Origin of the sequence: Proteiniborus sp. DW1 (assembly GCF_900095305.1) — a bacterium.
Classification (GTDB): Bacteria; Bacillota; Clostridia; order Tissierellales; family Proteiniboraceae; genus Proteiniborus.
In genome coordinates this window covers 58,679-77,494 of the sequence record NZ_FMDO01000017.1, presented here as the reverse complement: position 1 = coordinate 77,494, position 18,816 = coordinate 58,679, and the positions used below count along the sequence as shown (strand labels likewise).

The window sequence follows — 18,816 nt, the reverse complement described above, 5'->3', positions numbered from 1 at the left end:
TACTTCTCAATACATAAATTACTTAAGTGTATTGGTAATATAAATATTCTACATTAATATCTGCATACCTTCTAAAATGCAATGGGGACAGTCTCTACTGCATCATAAACAGATGCAAAAAGAACCGTCCCCGCTGCATTATGCCTTTAGTCTTGCAAATGCCTTAATCATTTCATTTACTACTAACGGAACTAAGGCAAACCCTATTACTAGGCCCCAGTCTCTTAGACTTAAATTATGAACACCAAATACATCTGCAAGAAATGGTATGGATATAACTCCAAGCTGTAGAACAAAGCCTACGATTATAGCACCTATTAACCACTTATTTGAGAATAATCCAACTTGTAGTATGGACTTGATTGAATTTCTCATCGTTAATGAATAAAATAATTGTGAAGCTGCTAATACGACAAATGACATTGTTCTAGCGTAGGTTAATACATGTTCTGGTATATCCTTTGAGCCTAAGCCATAACCAAATTCGCTTAGTCCGAAATAAAAAGCTGCTAGAGTTAGTATACCTATTAATACACCACCAATAATTGCTCTAGTTGCTGCACCTTCTGCAAAGAAGCTTTCCTTAGGATTCCTTGGTTTTCTTTTCATAACATCATGATCACCAGGATCAACACCAAGTGCAATGGCTGGTAAGCTATCTGTCATCAGATTAATCCAAAGAATCTGTGTAGCTGAAAGTGGTACTGGCCAACCAAACAATATAGAAGCCAATATTGTAACAACTTCACCTAGATTACATGATAATAGAAATATTACTGCTTTTTTAATATTGTTATAAATATTTCTACCTTCTTCAATAGCATGAACTATAGTTGTAAAGTTATCATCTGTAAGAATCATATCACTAGCACCTTTTGCAACATCTGTACCAGTTATACCCATGGCAACACCTATATCTGCATACTTTAATGAAGGAGCATCATTTACCCCATCTCCAGTCATGGATACTATATTTCCATGAGATTTAAAAGCTCTAACAATCTTAACCTTGTGCTCAGGAGAAACCCTAGCAAATACTCTATATTTGTTTATTTTTCTTGAGAATTCTTCATCTGACATTTCATCTATTTCAGCACCTGTTAAGCTTTGTTCTATAGATTCTGCAATTCCCAATTCTTTAGCTATTGCAACAGCTGTATTTTTATGATCGCCAGTTATCATTACTGGGGTTATACCTGCATTTTTTGCTTCTTTTATAGAATCCTTTACCTCAACTCTTGGAGGATCTATCATTCCTACTAACCCAATGATAGTTAGATCCTTTTCCATTTCATCAGGAGATATTACACTTGTTGTATCCTTAAAAGCTGCACCAAGCACTCTAAGTGCATCATCTGACATTTCCTCTGCTACTTTTAAGTACTTTTTCCTCATTTCTTCAGTTAGTTGAACTACTTTTCCATCTACAAGAGCATGAGTTGAAATCTTTAACAAATTATCAATAGCTCCCTTAGTATGAACTCTATATCCCTTTCCTTCCTTATTCAGGGTTGACATTAATTTTCTATCTGAATCAAATGGCTTTTCTCCAACTCTTTCATATTTAGAATTTAATTCTCTTTTTGGAAGCTTATACTTATGACCCAATACTACTAAAGCTACTTCAGTAGGGTCTCCAGTACTTTCTCCATTTTCATAAGTAGCGTCTGAACATAAAACTAATGTTTTTATTAATTCCGCTTCATCTTTATTCGCATTAAATTCAGTTTCTGTAGTGGGTACATCCTTAATATTATTTAGAGTGTAATGTTTTACAACTGTCATTTTATTTTGAGTAAGAGTACCTGTTTTATCTGAACATATTATGTTTACAGAGCCTAATGTTTCAACTGCTGGTAGTTTTTTAACTATTGCATTGATTTTAGACATTCTAGTAACTCCAAGTGCTAAAACTATAGCAACTATAGCAGCTAACCCTTCTGGAATTGCTGCAACTGCTAAACTTATGGCAACTAAAAACATATCAAATAAATCTCTTTTTTGGAATACTCCAATTAAAAATATTACCGCACAAATCCCAATTGCTAAAAAACCAAGAACCTTACCAAGTTCCTCTAGCCTTCTTTGCAGAGGAGTCAGTTCATCATTACCTTCATCAAGTATCTTTGCTATCTTACCTATTTCAGTTTCCATAGCTGTGGCTACAACAACGCCTTCACCTCTACCATAGGTAGCAAGTGTAGACATAAATGCCATGTTTGACTTATCTCCTATTGGAGTCTTAGGGTCTTCATGAATATCATTTGCATCCTTAGCACTAGGTACAGATTCACCAGTTAAGGCAGATTCTTCAATTTGAAGGTTAGCACTATTAATTAATCTAATGTCTGCTGGTATATATCTACCTGCATCTATAATTACAATATCTCCTGGCACAACCTTTTCTGAGTCTATCTCTTTAACTTCTCCATCACGTCTTACAAGGGTTTTTGGTGTAGTCATTTGTTGCAATGCTTCGATAGCCTTTTCAGCTTTATTCTCCTGAACTACTCCTATTACTGCATTCAATATGACAACTAGAAGAATTATTATAGCATCTTCATAATGTCCGATTGCAATTGTTATAGCTGTTGCACCTAAAAGAACATATATTAGCATGTCTTTAAGCTGTGCAAGAAATAAGGAAATTAAACTTTTCTTTGGTTTTCCTTTTAGTTTATTCTCACCATATTTTTGAAGCCTAGAGTTTACTTCTTCAGTGGCCAGTCCCGTTTTAGGATTTACATTAAGTTCCTTAAGTACTTCTTCCTGTGATTTCGAAAACCACATACTTATCCACACTCCTATTCTCTAAATAGTAATAAATCATACTGCTAAACGATAAAATTATCATTCCATACATAAAACAAAATTTATCTATGTGCTACTAAACACTTCTTATTTTACCCACCTCCACAAAATAAATTTAGTTTGTTTATATAAAATATGAACCTAAACAAAAAGACCTTTAGCAGTATTTTGTTCCAAATGGACAAAATATCGCTAAAGGTCTTACTTCTTTGACGTATCAAAGGATAAAGCCAGGTGGTATATAGATACCCTCCGGTTGTTGACTTTATCACCCTAAGGAAGTTACTCCCCTTTAACATGTAAACTTATCTTAAAATTGATTACATACATATGGTACCATTTTTGATTTAAAAATGCAATAAGTATTTTTATTTGGGGAATTTCTTTTTTATTTGTTTCTTTATTAGCTTCTTGACATTTTTTCAAGTGATAAAATCCCTGCAGGGCAGTTTACTACACAAGTAGAGCACTTGATACAATCAATATTATTTAATTGATTATTATGAGAAAACTCCATATAAGGCATTAACTGAAAAGGACAAACCCTAGCACATTTACCACATTTGTAGCATTTTTCTTGGTTTGAAATAGTAATTTTCTTTTCAGTCTTTTTAGCAAAACCTAAAGCCTTCCCTAATTTATAGGATAACTTCTGTATTGTTCCCATTGGACAAAATTGACACCATGTACGAACGTTAATAAATATTGCTAGGATACCTCCTACAATTAAAACCATTAAATAGGTGTTAGAAAATAAATACCCCAATTTATCTAAAAAGTCATAAGTTCCCCATGCTTGAAATATTTTGAGTATTCTTCTTATAAAGTTGGCCATAAAAAATATAAGAAAACCAATTATCATAAATTTAGATTTTAAGAAATTTGGAATTTTCTTATTCTTGCTAATAGGCAAAATGACTTTATCAAATAGACTTCCATGAGGACAAAAATTCCCGCACCAGTACCTTCCATTGAAAAATGCTGTAATTGTTAACCCAGCCATTATAAATATAACAATTAAACCTAATTTAGGTTCCCATTGTCCTCCAATAGCTACAAGAACCGTCAGTATCCAGGCAAATTTTCTAATAAAACTAAAAGAACGATTTGTTTTGATATAGTAGTTGTTTAAGTTTTTCATATAAACCTCCCTTAATTGAACAGTTTTTTTAATCCCTTATATACCCTATAGGGGTATATATTATAGTATAGTTAATATGCCTAGATTTGTAAACAGTTATTTTTGTAATCCAAACTAATCATTATATAAAATATGATTAATTAATTAATTAATTCTGTTTTTGCTTATAACTGATTTTTTACATAAAAAAATACCTCCAAGTGGAAAATCTAATTTTTAATTAATTAGACTGTCTACTTTGGAAGTATCATATCAAATAAAAAGCTCGTGCCTTTTTGTGTATTTATGGATTATTGAAATATTCACTTTAATATTTAGTATCTCTGTCAAACTACCTCTACAATTAACAAAGAACTTATACATAGGTCTTTTGTATGCTTTCAAGTAACTTCTTCCCCTTAGCCGTTACAGTAAAAGTCTTTATAGGTATAGAATTACAAAAAGCCTTCATTGCGCATCCACTACATGGTATGCCGCAAGTTGGAGAGCCCATGTCTTCAACAATATAACCCATTCGTGATAATTCCTTCACTATGTCTTCAACTAGACCCTCTGATATTTTTAAATTCTTTGCAAGCAAAGAAACAGAAAATGCTTTTGCATTAGATATTTCCTTTAAAACATCCTTAAGCATTGGCCCCCTCCTAAAAACCTAGTAGTCTACCAATTTGGTAAACTAGAACTGCGCCAATCCAGCCTATAACAAATGGATAAACTGCCATAAATATCATCCATTTATTAGACTTAGTTTCATGTTTTACAGTGGCTAATACTGCGGCACAAGGAGTATATAAAAGAGTCATAACCATAAATGATGTAGCTGTAAGTGGTGTAAACACACCCTGTAAAGCAGTTACCAACTGAGAACCTTCTGATACACCTGCATAAACCATTCCAAGTATTGCGACAACAGCTTCCTTGGCAGCTATACCTGCAAATAAACTAACTGTAGCCTGCCAAGTACCAAATCCCGCTGGTACAAATATCGGAGCTAAAATAGTTCCTATTCTACCTAATATACTTTCCTGACTATAGGGTTCCACTCCAAATGGTAATATTGATAGAATCCAAAGAACAGAAACCACAACAAAGATGATGGTCCCAGCTCTATATAAAAAGTCCCATACCTTGTCCCACATATCTCTTAGAACATATTTGAATATAGGTAATCTATATGGGGGTAGCTCCATGATAAAGTCAGAAGATTCGCCTTTAAATAATGTCTTTGAAAATATTTTACCTACTAACAATGCCACAACTATACCTAAAGCATAAAGAGAAAATAATACTATTCCTCCATGCTTAGGGAAAAAGGCAGCTATAAATACTAAGTAAATAGGTAATCTTGCACCACAGGACATAAATGGGTTTATAAGTAAAGCAATCATCCTATCTTTTTTATTATCTAAAGTTCTAGTAGACATTATACCAGGTACATTGCAGCCAAAGCCTACTACCATAGAAATGAATGTTTTCCCATGAAGACCAAGGGCCCTCATTAAACCATCCATTATATAGGCAGCCCTCGCCATATATCCTGTATCTTCTAGTATACCTATGAAAAAATATAATACAGTGATGAGAGGTATAAACTCAAATACAGCACCCACTCCACTAAATATACCTTCAGAAAGAAAAGATAGCAACCATTCTGGAGCATTTACCATGGATAATAAATTAACTACATACTCTCCAATTATCTCTATAAAAGTTGCCACATATCCACCAAGTAAGTCTTTACCAATAACAAAAGTTAACTGAAATATACCAAACATAATAAGTGCAAATATTGGAAGTCCTAAATATTTATGAGTAATAATCTTATCTATTTTATCAGTTCTTGTTTCTATTGCCTTTACAGGCTTTTTTACTGCCTTGTTTACAATCTTACCGATGAAATCATATCTTTTATCTACAATTTCAAATTCGTAATCAGCCGCTTTTTCCTCCAAAGATGCAAGTTTTTCTCGAATGGAAACAGGTCCTTTACTTTCTATAAGTCTAAAAACCTCTTTATCCCCCTCTAAAAGCTTTACAGCTATCCATTTAGGAGGATAACCTAATCCTGAATTGTCAAGTAAGGATTTTATATGTTCAATTTCTTTATCAATATCACCGCCATAGCTAAATTCTAATTTAGAATCTTGGCTTTCTTTAATGTATTTAATGGATTTTTCAATCAAAGAATCTAAGCCCTTATTTTTAGAAGCTATAGTAGGAATTACAGGAACGCCTAATTCTTTAGACAGCTTGTTCAAATCTATCTCAATATTTTTTTGTTGAGCCTCATCCATCATATTTAAAGCTATGATAACCTTTGTCCCCATCTCTATTAATTGGGTTGTTAAATATAAATTCCTTTCAAGATTAGTAGCATCTACCACATTGATTACAACATCAGGATTTCCCTTAAGTATATAGTCACGAGCAACTACCTCATCCTCTGAATAAGCTCCAAGACTATAGGTCCCTGGTAAGTCGATAACACTATAAATGTCACCTTTATATTTAAATTTTCCTTCTTTTTTTTCAACTGTAACACCTGGCCAGTTACCAATATGCTGGTTTGAACCAGTTAAAGCATTAAACAATGTAGTTTTCCCACAATTTGGATTACCTACAAGAGCAATAGTGTTCATTAAGACATCTCCTTTTGTAAATGATGGTCGCTCTCAATTAAATAAAAAATTAACGCTCAACTATAACGTGACTGGCTAATCCACGACCTAAAGCCAATTTATTACCAGATAAATTTAAAATAAGGGGACCAAAATCGTTCTTTTCAACTTTAACACAAGCATTTTTATAAAGTCCTAGCTCATAAAGTCTTTTTTTAGCTTTACAGCCTCCAAAAATCTCCTTAACTCTTCCATATTCATTGGACTTTAGAGAAGCTAATGATATCTTATCCATAATTTTCCTCCTACTCTCTATGAAGAAGCATAATGATAATCGTTATCAATAATACTATTATAACTGATTTTGTCGATGAATGCAATAGCTTCATTATTTACAATAAATTTAGAAAAGTCACGAAAAATTAAGAACTCGTGACTTTTTTCTGTGTTTTAGAGATTATTGAAATATTCACCATCTATATCTAATAACTCAGATGGTTTACCCTTATGGTATATAAAAAGCTTATGCAAAGGTCTTGTTATGGATACATAGAATAGCTTTACATGAAGCTCATCTAAAATATAATTATCATCAGAACAGTTAAATACTATGACTACATCAAACTCTAACCCCTTTGACAGATATGCTGAGATAACTACTATTCCACCTGAATAAGATATATCCTTATCAGTAATTAAGTTTATGTCATCACTTACAGAGTTCTTCAGCATTTCATATACATCTAAGCTCTCCTCTGTTGTCTTGCATATTATGGCGATTGATTTATGACCTTCGTTTTTAAGTTCTTTTATTCTTAAGGCAATATCACTAGTAATCTCAGTTTCACTGTTTTTCTTTATAATAAAGGGCTTATCTCCTGACCTTAGAACAGGTTCAGCAAGAATGATATTTTCTTTTCTTAATTTTTTAATAACTTCATTAGCAAAGTTCATTATCTCCATTGTAGAACGATAGCAAATTTTCAAGTTTAAAAGTTCTCTATCACAATCAGAAAATACATCCTCCATCAGCTCTTTCCAGCTTCCTATTCCTTTATACGAATGTATCCCCTGTGATATATCTCCTACTATTGTAAAGGAATCATTGCTACTAAGCTGCCTTAATATATACATTTGAAGTTCACTATAGTCTTGAGCCTCATCTACTACTATATGATTGTATTTACCCTTTAAGGACAATCCTTCAAGTTTTAGATGAAAATATAAGAGTGCCGCTAAATCTTCTCTTTCTACCATTCCATTATTAAAAATAGACTTGGAATAAGAACTAATAAATTCAATTTTTTCCTGGTCTATTTCTTTATCAATATATTTCCTTAGATTGTTAAAATCAGTTAGTAATGTTTTATACAACATATCTACATCTATGCTTTGCCATTGGTTAAAGTATTCTCTTATAGATTTATGCATTGAATTTTCCAACTCTTCATTTAGCCTATCTCTTTCATCATAAACCTTAATGAGTTCTTCTCTTATGGATTCTATGTCTTCTGCAGATGCTTTTAAAAGCTTTACTTTATTGTCATATCTCTTAGTGATTTTAGATTGAATTTCCTTAACTCTATCTGCTATATTGGCTTCTATATATTTTCTAATTCTCCTTGACCGTGGAACAATAGGTAAATATCTATAGTCTTCCTCATACATTTTAATAACTTCTTCGTAGGAATAAACCACAAAGTCTTTTATTTTAAGGTCAGTTTTAGGAACAAAGCTTGAAGATAGTTTAACGACATACTTATCTATAATATTTTTGAATATCATTGAGCCTTTAAAATAAGAGCTAAACTTCAATAGACTTCTGGACTCTTGTGATAGGTTTTTATAGTCTAGCAGTTGAAAAAACTTCTTTTCAGCTTCTACTAATCTATATTCTTTATTCAATAATGTCATTGCAAGGTCTTCAAATGTTGACTGTTTTATTTCTTCAACACCTAAATCCGGTAACACATCAGAAATATAGTTTAAGAAGAGATTATTAGGTACTATGATAAGGAGCTTATCAGTATCAAATACCTCCTGATAGGTATACATAAGATATGCTATTCTGTGAAGTACAATTGTAGTTTTTCCGCTACCTGCTACTCCTTGTACAATTAGGACCTTTCCTTTGTCTGCTCTGATTATATCATTTTGCTCACTCTGTATTGTATTGACTATATCCCTTAATCTGTTATCTTTCTTTTCCCATAGTGCAGATTGTAGGTACTCATCCATTGGAGTAAGCCCTTTGTCAAATATATTGATTAATTCTTTATTATAAATCTCGTATTGTCTCTTAATCTCTAAGTCTCCTATTATGAGCCCACTAGGAGCCTTATACATTACTTCTCCTATTTCACCGCTATAATATAAGCTTGCCATAGGAGCTCTCCAGTCAAGTATAAGCATCTTATCATCGTCTCTTCTAGATAAGCTTGTTTTGCCAATGTAGAAGGTCTCATATTCGGACTTATCTATATCCTTGAAATCTATTCTTCCAAAATAAGGCTTCTCTTCGGCTTTCTTGAGTTGATTAAGCTTCTTTTTATTTGCTTCATGAACTGTAGTCTTTACAATAACATCATCACTATAACTACCTCCTACTGACCTTTTAAGTCTTGATAATTCGTCATCCATTCTTTTCGTTTCTTTTTCTAGATAATCTATTTCTGCATTCATACACTTACAGATATCCTTTAAAAACCTATTTTCCTCATCGTATGCTGGATGTTTCTGGGCCTGCATAGGCTACACCTCCTATAGTAATCGTAATATAAATAAGCATTTCTTTTATATGCGGTGAAATGACAGTAAACTAATTTTATACAATATGTAGTTAAAAATAAAGCCCTTATAATTTACAAATTTAAGGCTTCATTATACGAGAAAATTATTATATCACTTAACTTAAGTATTTCTTTTTATTTCTAAGTATTTCTTGCACATCTGGTATTTTTAAGCTATAATATACTGAGAAAAGAAAAAAAGGTTGATCTCGCTGGGGGGATTAACCTTTTTTCGTATTATGTAAACCAATTGGAGGAAGCATGAGGATGGTATATTAATTTTAATTATCACTTAGCTTACCTAGCTCCATGATTTTTTACAACTTTCCTATTAACTTTTGGTTAGTCTTATTAAATAGATAGATTTTGCTTTCATCTATAAAAATTTTAATTTTATCTCCTGCTTTTTTATTAACTTCATAAGGTACTCTTACAGTTAGCTTCTCACTACCGACTTGCACATGAATATAAGTTTCAGCACCCATATGTTCAACAATATCTATTGTACCTATTAGATCTATATAGTCATTAACTGGCTCAATCTGGATATGTTCAGGTCTAACGCCTAAAATCATCTCACCTTGCGACTCATTTTTATCTAATAATAGCTTTGAGTTCTTAATTTTCAGCTTTTCTCCTCCAAATTTTATATAAGCATCTTCACCTTCTACTGAAATTTTAACATCTATAAAATTCATTTGAGGTGTCCCAATAAAACCTGCAACAAAAGTATTTACAGGATTATTGTAAATTTCCATAGGGCTTGCAGCTTGCTGTATTAGTCCGTCCTTCATAACTACAATTCTAGTTCCCATAGTCATGGCTTCTGTTTGGTCATGAGTTACATATATGAATGTGGTGGCTAGCTCCTTATGTAGCTTAATTATCTCTGTTCTCATCTGAACCCTTAACTTAGCATCTAGATTTGATAATGGTTCGTCCATTAAAAATACATTTGGATTTCTTACTATAGCTCTTCCTAAAGCTACTCTTTGCTGCTGACCTCCTGATAATGCCTTTGGTTTTCTGTTTAGTAATTCTTCAATATTAATTAGTTTTGCTACAGTTCTAATCTTTAAATCAATTTCTTTCTTAGGTACTTTCCTAAGTTTTAATCCTATAGCCATATTTTCATAAACTGTCATATGAGGGTAGAGGGCATAGTTTTGAAATACCATAGCTATATCTCTATCCTTTGGTGCAACTTCATTAACCTTTTTTTCATCTATAAATAATTCCCCGTAAGTAATAGGTTCAAGACCTGCAACCATTCTTAGCACTGTGGATTTCCCACAACCTGAAGGGCCAACTAATACTACAAATTCCTTATCTTCTATCTCAAGATTAAAGTCTTTTACTGCAAGAACATTTCCTGAATATACTTTTTTTATGTTTTTAAACACTACTTTTCCCACATCAATCCCTTCCTCTCAGTAGCTTATTATTGAAAGTTCTTATAATAATTAAAAGTGTAATTATTCCTAGTATAAAAAATCCGAGGCTAAGCAATCTAACTTTATTTAAAGTACTATCAAAAAGATACCCATAACTACTTAAAGCCAACTTTGTAGTATTGCTCAAGTTTTGATAGAACTCAAAGTCAAAAATATCATAGGCTGGTAAGTATTTTCCAGGGATATTGAACTGAAATTTTATAATCCATTGCAACAGGAATATTCCTCCAAACATCAGTACTACCAGCTTAATAGCTTCTTCAAGGATTTCACTTATTCTTAATTTTATCATCTCTTTTATGTAATGTATTTTGAGCTCTTCCTTTACGTGGTTTTTTATGTTTTTTACTCTTCTTATGAAGATTATCACTATTAGTATAAATAACAAAGAAGCTATAAATAGCTTAGTCCCCTTATGCCACTCTGCTAGAATCCTATTGTTACTGGAATAATCAGTAATGCTTAGTGTTTCCTCAGATATATAAGGAATCTTGAGTTTTAAATAATCTAAAAACTTATCTTTAAAAAACTCATCTTCATCATTTGAATCCTTTAGTATGGAGATAATAAAAGCACTATTATCTGAGTTGTTTTCCATTTCCTCATATGCTATAGTATATCTCTCATTAATATACTCTTCTTCAGCTAGAATAGCTGATAAAATCTCACTTTCTTTATTGAAATATAACTCAACTCGTTCTGGATTAAAAGAAAACTCATCTATTATACTTTTCTGGAAGAAAAACATAGCAGATAGTATGAGTATAAGCCCTGCTATCAGTGCAATTCTCTGCTTAATCCCCATAATCAGCACCCCCATTATTCAATACCCTTACAATCATTCCATCTGTAATGGGCTTTGTGGATCTTGCAATAATTTTAGTATCTTGAGAAAATCCACCTTGAATTGCTGTCTCCATTCCATTAGTTTCAATTACTTTAACGACCATTTTCACGGCTTCATCTCTTTGACGTCGTGACTTCTCTGTCATAATAGTATAAATGACCTGATCTTGACCGTTCGTATGAATACAGGAGGTGGGCACAATATATGTATAAAATCCTAATGATTCACTTGTGGGATCACTTGGAATAGATTTTAAGTCTCCGCTCCTTATATGCACTATCTCTACTTTAGGTGTCATGACATAGCTAATCTTTTGAGTAAATAATGTACATATACCCATGCTAATCATGAAAACAACTATAATCTTAGAGATAGTTTGCCTGTTTGTTCGTGCCTTTGCTTTTTTTTCTACACCTTCTATGCTAACGCCACCTGTAAGATTTATTCCATAAACTAAATCATCATAGGAAAACTGATATAAAAGAATGGGCAATATGCTAAATAAAGCGCCGCAAGCAAATGCAATGTTTCTAAATCTTTTACTGGCATTTAATATAACAGATAATGGCATATCAACAGCATCTTCAATAAATACTAGTGGTTGTTCTACCATAGACCAGTAGTTTATAAATATCAGAACAGTAAGGGCAAAAATGATTGATTTACAAATGGGTGCAGTTATCTGCAAAAAGAGCCTAAACTCACCAAACCCATCTATTCTTCCTGCATCAAGTATTTCCTTATTTATCCCTCTCATATACTGTGCCATAAGTATGGTTCCAAATGTGGAAAATATATTAGGTAATATCACTGCCATAGGTCTATCTATTATATTCAGTGTTTTTAAGGTAAGATGTTGAGCTACCATCGTTGCTTGAAAAGGCATAAGCATAAGTACAATATAAAGCCAATACAAAACACCTTTTCCCTTAAAGTTAAACCTGCTAAATCCATAGGCACTTAAAAGCGATAATGGTATATTGATACCAATAATCACAAATGTATATATTATGGAGTTCCAAAAACCTCTAAAGAAATCTTCTGTCTGAAATAGTGCTAGTCCATATTGTACAAGCGAAAAGCGCCCATCTATACCTTTAAAGGAGTAAAATATCATAATCATCATTGGAAGTATACATATTAAAGAAAAGATATAAATGAATGCATTTTTAAATATTTTCCTAGCCATACTATACCTCCTAATGATCCAAATGCTTCTCTTGAAATCTTAAAAAAGCTATTATGAGTATTGATATTCCCATAACAACTATAAAAGCAGCTGTACTTAATCTCTGATAATTTAGCTTATAAAAGTTGTTATTCATAAAGTACTGTAGTAAATATACTGTATTTGGTGGTGAATTTCCGTATAGTGCATAAACCTCTCGAAACATCAGAAACGAATTAACTATGCTCAATATAACAACAAAAAATATGATCGGAGCTATTAATGGAACTACTATTCTAAAAGCATATTGTAAACTGGAACTAGAGTCCATCTGAAATGCTTCTTTGTACTCTTTACCTAAAGACGAGATTGCACCTGTGAAGATAACCATCATATATCCAGTATTTTTGATTATAAAAATCAGTATTAGAATTTTCATGGCATTATCCTCACCAAAAAAAGAAATTGGCTGTCTATTAAAGAAATCTAATATTTTATTTACCATACCATTATTTCCAAATATAGCTTCCCAGCCCATAAGAGCTGAGGCAACGGGAACTATCATTGGAGATAGCATAGCCCACCTAGGAAACCTATACAGTTTCCCTGCCATCATAAGGCTTAAAAAAAGAGAAAGCATAGTCAAAATAGGAACCCCTATAAAAATAAATTTTAGGGTATTTTTTGTCGCCAGTATAAAAGCAGGGTTTTTAAAAAGCTCACTGAAATTTTCAAGTCCAACAAAATGAACTTCGGTTATTCCCTTGGTAAAGGTATAATATAAGCTTAGGAAAAATGGTACTACATAAAATACTAAAACTCCTATTAGCCCAGGAATAATAAAATACCATCCGTAGCTCCTTTTATTCTCCAATCGGTTCAACTCCCCTCAAATTCATACTTGTCTCCTTATTTTCAAATAGCTCTTTATATATATGACTATTCTTAAGCAAATACTCATGACTTCCACTATCTGAAACTTTACCATCTGCAAAAACAAATATTTTATCGCTGTCTATGATAGAAGATATCTTGTGACTTATAAATATAATTATAGATTTTTTGCTGTATTCCTTCATTATTTTCATAACATCTTTTTCAGCTTTACCATCAAGATTTGCTGTGATTTCATCAAAGATATATATTGGCGTTCCTCTAAGCAATGCTCTAACTATACTAAGCTTTTGTTTTTGCCCGCTTGACAGTGCAGAACCACCTTCGCCTATAGTTGTGCTATATCCATCTGGCAAGGTTTTTATAAAGTCATCTAGCCCAACTCTCTTGCACATATCCTCTATATCTTCTTCTTTTAAGGATTCATCTGCCAATCTTACATTATTTATGATTGTATCATTAAAGAAAAACTCCTCTTTTTGGACATAAGTTATATATCTTCTAATAAAGTCATATGAAAGATGAGAAAAATCTACACCATTTATGCAAATGTTCCCCTTTTTTACGTCATATAGTTTTACCAATAGTTTTGCAAATGTACTCTTACCACATCCATTTGAGCCTACAATACTATATAAGCCAATTTTATCAATGGAAATATCCATGTTGTTTAGAACATTTTCATTTTCTTCTTCATATGAAAATGTAATATCTGTACACTCCAAAGTAAAACTATCTGGCTTTTCAAAGTTTGTTTTACTATCTATTTCAGAATCTTCACCCATTACTTTTAAAATCCTATTTAGAGATACAATAATCTCCTGTAAGCTGATATTTATACTAAATACTTGTGATATAGATGAAAACAGTTTATTTATATAGGTGTTAAAAGATACCATCAATCCTACTGTCAGCATTCCATCATTTATCAATACAGCTGATAAATATATTATATATAAGGATGAAATCACAGTGACTAAACTATTGATTAATTGCATGTTGTTTCCTAAGTATATGGAGTTTTTCAAGAGGCTAAATTCTTTATTAATAAAGTCTTTATACTTATCATTCATTTTATTTTCTAACTGAAAACTTTTAATTCCTGTATTATTTGAAAAAACTTCATTTTGAAAACTAAAATATTTATCCCCAAATTTTTTCCTCTTTTCAGCTAGTTCTTTGAAATATTTCCGAGCAAAATATGTGACTAAAAAAGTTGTAGGCATATAAAATATTGCCACAGAGGATAGACGAATGGAGATAGTCATCACAAAATACACAGAGACTATTATATTAACTACTATATGGAGGATGCTTGTGATTAGATTGATTCCAAATGAAACTATGCTATCAGTATCTCCGTTTAAGCGAGATATTAACTCTCCAACCTCATATTTACTATATTCACAGGTCCTCAATCTTATCATCTTGTCAAATAATTCTATTTGTGCATTTTTGGATAACTTGAAATTAGCTACTTGCCCTACATAACTCTCAACCATACTCAATAAATTTGTAAACAATGTAATAAAAAAGTAAGCTATAATAAGTTTAATCAACAAATCCATATCTCCTAATGTAATGCTGTCTAGCATTTTACCATATAAATATGGGCTTATATTTGCCACTAAGGAGCCCACAAATATTAGCCCTATAATTAAAACTAAATATTTCTTTCCTGTATAAATGTATCTTTTAAAAAACCAATTTAATTTTTCTTTGTCAGTTTTACTTGTATGCATTTTCAAATCACTTCCCAGGTTTATTTGACTAACTACAAGCGGACATAAGCTTGCCTAACCTGTTAACACAAATTAGGCAAGCACTGTTCAGGAATTATTTGAAATTATTCATTGCATTTATGCCAACTCCATTTCTACATCCATCTGCACAATCTGAAGAACAAGTCCCACTACATTCGTGACCACATGTGAAACCACAACCAACTGCACAATTTATAGAACAAGTTGCTGCACAGGCAATACAACTCAGAGTTGACATTGAATTTTCTAAAGCGTTTTTAAACACTTTGTTCTTATAAGACATCATCCCTTCCTCCTTATTGATTAGTCATTATCTTCTTTGTTTCAAAATCTAACCACCAATTCTTACCTTCCCAACTATACTTCTTTGCCATTTTGTCCCACCAAGAATTAAACTCATGAACTGTCTTCCCATAGTCTTTTATTAGCTTGTCATAAAGCTTCTGGTTATCTGCATCAATTATTTTACTAAGGTTTTCAAGTGCTATTTTCTTTTCAAACAAGTCTTCTATTTCTTTAAATTCCTCGTCATTTAATTGCCATACTTCTTTAGTCGTCATTTTATCCTTCCTTCCTTTCTTTTTATTGAATATAGTCAGTTAACATTTTCTCTTTAAATTAATAGCTATTTTCTCCTTACTCATTTAACCTAATCATTATACTCTCCTCTGCCTTTTTAAGTGCTTCATCAAGAGTCATTTCATCATCCATATATAATTTGATAGCATCTATAAGGTCTTGTCTTATATAACCCATATCATACAGATAATTAATCTTTTGAGAATTCTCTATTGTTGATTTATTGAACTTGTCTACATTATCTTCATCTCCTGAACGATCGTGCATCCAAGCATCATATTCTATCATTCTTTCCACTCCTTTTTGGCTAATCGGTGTCCCTGACCTCTCTTCTGAAACAAGAAACTGAATATCTTCTGTAAGTAGAAAACTTAAAAACTTCCAGGCATTTTCTTTTCTCTCTGAACGGTTATTGATTGAAAACATTCTCTTACTATGTCCGATCCTATTTTCGTTCTTCTCGCCTGTAAAACTTGGTATCATTCTACTCTTATATTTTTCGTTATACCTAACGAAGTTTGCTAGTACGTCTGAATAAAATCGATATCCAATATCTACTCTAGTTAGTAATGAGCCCTGTAATCTATCTACAAGATCAGGTTCCACTATAAGTAAAAAATTCTTACTTTTAGAGTATTCTTTAAATTTTATCAAGAGGTCTTTAAACCATTGCTGATTTAAATCAATTTCCTTTGTTTCCAGATTAACTAAATCTGGCATATTCACTATGATTAAATAATACCCTAAAATATCCCATGGAGTTTTTTCTTCTATTGGATGAGTAAATAAATGTCTATCTGGTGCTTTCTCTTCTATTACCTTTACAAGATCTAATATTTCTGACCAAGAAATATTATTAAAATCTATATTAAGTCCTAGCTCTTTTTCTAGCTCTTCGTTTAACTCATATTGATAAAATATGTAAGTAATAGGTAGAGCTTGTATAGAATTATTTATTTTGATTCCATTTAAAACACTCTTATTCAGATATTGATAATTCTTATCTTTTACAATTAAATCTGTTAAATCCATAAAGGCATCGGTTCTTAAAAGATCTTGATATTCAATACCTGCTCCTCCTGTTTGAACTATATCTCCTACATCTCCTGAAATGATATCAAGAGCCAATTTAGCTCCATATTCTTTCGTATTTTCAAGAAATGCTTCATAGGTATTATAGGCATAGTTGTATTCTATATGCTCTTCGGGATATTTAAACTCATAGAGTTTTATAGCTTCTTCCAGAAAATCATACCTGTAAGGAGCTGTTAGGATGACAGTTGTTTCTCTTTTTGGTCGCTCTCCTTCTCTCTTTGTATATAAATAATAAGAAAAGCTTGAAGCTAAATCTTGCATTTCAAAATCTTTAGGTATTAGTGACAAATAGATCTCTTCATCTTTTCCAACTATAAAATCATGTACAATATAATCATCTAGAAGATATGTTGCATATTTTCTAAAATCAAATATTTCTCTTATAAACTCACCATTATTAGCATCAAATGCATTAATCATTCTAGGATCTGGTACTACAGAGCCAAATCCATATATGTAATTTCCATCTTCTGAAAATCTGATAGGGTTTACATTATAATTAGAATTTGCAAATAGTTCATCACCTGTTTCTGAATCAATCATGTAAAATCCAGTTGTATTTGAATATATTAAACGTCCATTATTATCTGCATCATAACTAACTATATCTCTATATGAATTCTTTAGTTCTCCTTTTTTGTCAAAAATCTGAAATATGGGTTCATCATCATAAGTTAAAATATATATATAATCATTTGTAATCTTCATACTTTTAACATATACACCATAGTCATCAATATACCCTTTAAAGTCTTTTAATGTTATTCTGTCTTTTTCATTTCCCTCACTATCAAAAGAACTGACTATTACTGCGTTACTTTCTTTATCGTATCTTATATGCCAAAAAGTATTCTGACAAATATACCATTCACTTAACTCCATATCTTCGTATGGAAGTTCATAGATATTCTCTTTGCTTTTTAATTCTTCTAGATAGACCTTGTCATCGCCAGCAAACTTTACAACTTGGTCATGGTATCTGAAAAGTCTATTAAATCCCTGTCTGTACTCCTCTTCTCCAAGAAAATCCTCAACATAGTAAAATGCGTCAGTTGTTACATCTGGATTTTCATTTATTTCAGTTTTTAGTTCCTCGTTAGACTTGATACTTGACTCTTTGCCTTCATTGTTCTTAGTAAGTAAAATACCAGTTACAATTATAGCTATTAGTATTACTGATAGTATAATTACCCTGTTCTTCTGCTCCCTCATGTAATCACCTGCTTTAAATTAGTCTTTATCTTCTTTTATTTCGCTATATAATAAATGTATAGTATACCCAACCTGTGCTGGGTATACTACATTCAGAAATTATTGAAGATTGATATTTGCCCACATCCCTACTTCAATGACACATTGCTCAGCACAACTTGTGGAGCAAGTATAGCCACATCTGCTGGCGCATGTATCTGTGCACCTGTTATCACACCCATTGTTGCAAGTGTCCATGCATACAGCATTGCACCTCTTAGCGCAAGCCCTTTGACAAGAGTCTCTACATATAGCCATGGTTTCAATAGGGTTATTGACTATATCCTTCTTAATTTTACTAACATAACTCATTTTATTTCCCTCCTTCCATTTGTATTATATTTTTATTTGTGAAAAGTCCCTTCAGACCCATCACCTAATTTGATATCTCATCCCATACTTTTCT

Annotated in this window: 15 protein-coding genes; all 15 read right to left on the bottom strand. The window is 32.0% G+C overall.

From position 1 onward, the window contains the following. Nucleotides 1–138: 138 nt before the first annotated feature. Entirely contained in the window at nucleotides 139–2,790 is a 2,652-nt protein-coding gene (locus tag DW1_RS04935; protein ID WP_074349530.1) for a cation-translocating P-type ATPase, read from the bottom strand. Between the two features lie 424 nt (nucleotides 2,791–3,214). After that, complete coding sequence (locus DW1_RS04930) at nucleotides 3,215–3,952, bottom strand: 4Fe-4S binding protein (RefSeq protein ID WP_074349529.1); 738 nt, start codon at nucleotides 3,950–3,952, stop codon at nucleotides 3,215–3,217. Between the two features lie 355 nt (nucleotides 3,953–4,307). Continuing rightward, nucleotides 4,308–4,586 (bottom strand): FeoC-like transcriptional regulator, encoded by a 279-nt coding sequence (locus tag DW1_RS04925; protein WP_074349528.1) that lies wholly within the window; start codon nucleotides 4,584–4,586, stop codon nucleotides 4,308–4,310. A 10-nt stretch (nucleotides 4,587–4,596) separates the two neighbouring features. After that, nucleotides 4,597–6,591: a ferrous iron transport protein B gene (gene feoB, locus DW1_RS04920; protein WP_074349527.1), complete on the bottom strand. Its 1,995-nt coding sequence runs from the start codon at nucleotides 6,589–6,591 to the stop codon at nucleotides 4,597–4,599. Nucleotides 6,592–6,640: 49 nt separating this feature from the next. Continuing rightward, nucleotides 6,641–6,865, bottom strand: a complete 225-nt coding sequence (locus DW1_RS04915) for a FeoA family protein (protein WP_074349526.1) — start codon at nucleotides 6,863–6,865, stop codon at nucleotides 6,641–6,643. A 155-nt stretch (nucleotides 6,866–7,020) separates the two neighbouring features. After that, nucleotides 7,021–9,318 (bottom strand): RNA polymerase recycling motor HelD, encoded by a 2,298-nt coding sequence (gene helD / locus DW1_RS04910; protein WP_074349525.1) that lies wholly within the window; start codon nucleotides 9,316–9,318, stop codon nucleotides 7,021–7,023. A 358-nt stretch (nucleotides 9,319–9,676) separates the two neighbouring features. Further along, on the bottom strand, nucleotides 9,677–10,774 hold the full coding sequence (gene ugpC / locus DW1_RS04905) for an ABC transporter ATP-binding protein (protein ID WP_074349524.1): 1,098 nt from the start codon (nucleotides 10,772–10,774) through the stop codon (nucleotides 9,677–9,679). A 1-nt stretch (nucleotide 10,775) separates the two neighbouring features. Beyond that, on the bottom strand, nucleotides 10,776–11,618 hold the full coding sequence (locus tag DW1_RS04900) for a hypothetical protein (protein WP_074349523.1): 843 nt from the start codon (nucleotides 11,616–11,618) through the stop codon (nucleotides 10,776–10,778). After that, nucleotides 11,608–12,849 (bottom strand): carbohydrate ABC transporter permease, encoded by a 1,242-nt coding sequence (locus DW1_RS04895; RefSeq protein ID WP_074349522.1) that lies wholly within the window; start codon nucleotides 12,847–12,849, stop codon nucleotides 11,608–11,610. Before DW1_RS04895 ends, DW1_RS04900 begins: the two co-directional genes overlap by 11 nt. 10 nt (nucleotides 12,850–12,859) lie before the next feature. After that, nucleotides 12,860–13,702, bottom strand: a complete 843-nt coding sequence (locus tag DW1_RS04890) for a carbohydrate ABC transporter permease (protein ID WP_083605541.1) — start codon at nucleotides 13,700–13,702, stop codon at nucleotides 12,860–12,862. After that, nucleotides 13,692–15,464, bottom strand: coding sequence for an ABC transporter ATP-binding protein (locus tag DW1_RS04885; protein WP_074349520.1), 1,773 nt, complete (start codon nucleotides 15,462–15,464; stop codon nucleotides 13,692–13,694). Before DW1_RS04885 ends, DW1_RS04890 begins: the two co-directional genes overlap by 11 nt. Nucleotides 15,465–15,558: 94 nt before the next feature. Next, nucleotides 15,559–15,768: a hypothetical protein gene (locus tag DW1_RS04880; RefSeq protein WP_074349519.1), complete on the bottom strand. Its 210-nt coding sequence runs from the start codon at nucleotides 15,766–15,768 to the stop codon at nucleotides 15,559–15,561. A gap of 13 nt (nucleotides 15,769–15,781) precedes the next feature. After that, on the bottom strand, nucleotides 15,782–16,045 hold the full coding sequence (locus tag DW1_RS04875; RefSeq protein ID WP_074349518.1) for a CXXX repeat peptide modification system protein: 264 nt from the start codon (nucleotides 16,043–16,045) through the stop codon (nucleotides 15,782–15,784). 76 nt (nucleotides 16,046–16,121) lie between these two features. Then, nucleotides 16,122–18,371, bottom strand: coding sequence for an ABC transporter substrate-binding protein (locus tag DW1_RS04870; RefSeq protein WP_074349517.1), 2,250 nt, complete (start codon nucleotides 18,369–18,371; stop codon nucleotides 16,122–16,124). A 128-nt stretch (nucleotides 18,372–18,499) separates the two neighbouring features. After that, nucleotides 18,500–18,676 (bottom strand): hypothetical protein, encoded by a 177-nt coding sequence (locus DW1_RS15465; RefSeq protein WP_159433552.1) that lies wholly within the window; start codon nucleotides 18,674–18,676, stop codon nucleotides 18,500–18,502. Nucleotides 18,677–18,816 lie beyond the last annotated feature (140 nt).

What these genes read in the sequence shown, in the direction of transcription:
- DW1_RS04925 (WP_074349528.1), bottom strand. Translation starts at nt 4,586, where the DNA reads ATGCTTAAGGATGTTTTAAAGGAAATATCTAATGCAAAAGCATTTTCT.
- DW1_RS04895 (WP_074349522.1), bottom strand. Translation starts at nt 12,849, where the DNA reads ATGGCTAGGAAAATATTTAAAAATGCATTCATTTATATCTTTTCTTTA.
- helD (WP_074349525.1), bottom strand. Translation starts at nt 9,318, where the DNA reads ATGCAGGCCCAGAAACATCCAGCATACGATGAGGAAAATAGGTTTTTA.
- feoB (WP_074349527.1), bottom strand. Translation starts at nt 6,591, where the DNA reads ATGAACACTATTGCTCTTGTAGGTAATCCAAATTGTGGGAAAACTACA.
- DW1_RS04915 (WP_074349526.1), bottom strand. Translation starts at nt 6,865, where the DNA reads ATGGATAAGATATCATTAGCTTCTCTAAAGTCCAATGAATATGGAAGA.
- DW1_RS04930 (WP_074349529.1), bottom strand. Translation starts at nt 3,952, where the DNA reads ATGAAAAACTTAAACAACTACTATATCAAAACAAATCGTTCTTTTAGT.
- DW1_RS04880 (WP_074349519.1), bottom strand. Translation starts at nt 15,768, where the DNA reads ATGTCTTATAAGAACAAAGTGTTTAAAAACGCTTTAGAAAATTCAATG.
- DW1_RS04935 (WP_074349530.1), bottom strand. Translation starts at nt 2,790, where the DNA reads ATGTGGTTTTCGAAATCACAGGAAGAAGTACTTAAGGAACTTAATGTA.
- DW1_RS04870 (WP_074349517.1), bottom strand. Translation starts at nt 18,371, where the DNA reads ATGAGGGAGCAGAAGAACAGGGTAATTATACTATCAGTAATACTAATA.
- DW1_RS04900 (WP_074349523.1), bottom strand. Translation starts at nt 11,618, where the DNA reads ATGGGGATTAAGCAGAGAATTGCACTGATAGCAGGGCTTATACTCATA.
- DW1_RS04875 (WP_074349518.1), bottom strand. Translation starts at nt 16,045, where the DNA reads ATGACGACTAAAGAAGTATGGCAATTAAATGACGAGGAATTTAAAGAA.
- DW1_RS04885 (WP_074349520.1), bottom strand. Translation starts at nt 15,464, where the DNA reads ATGCATACAAGTAAAACTGACAAAGAAAAATTAAATTGGTTTTTTAAA.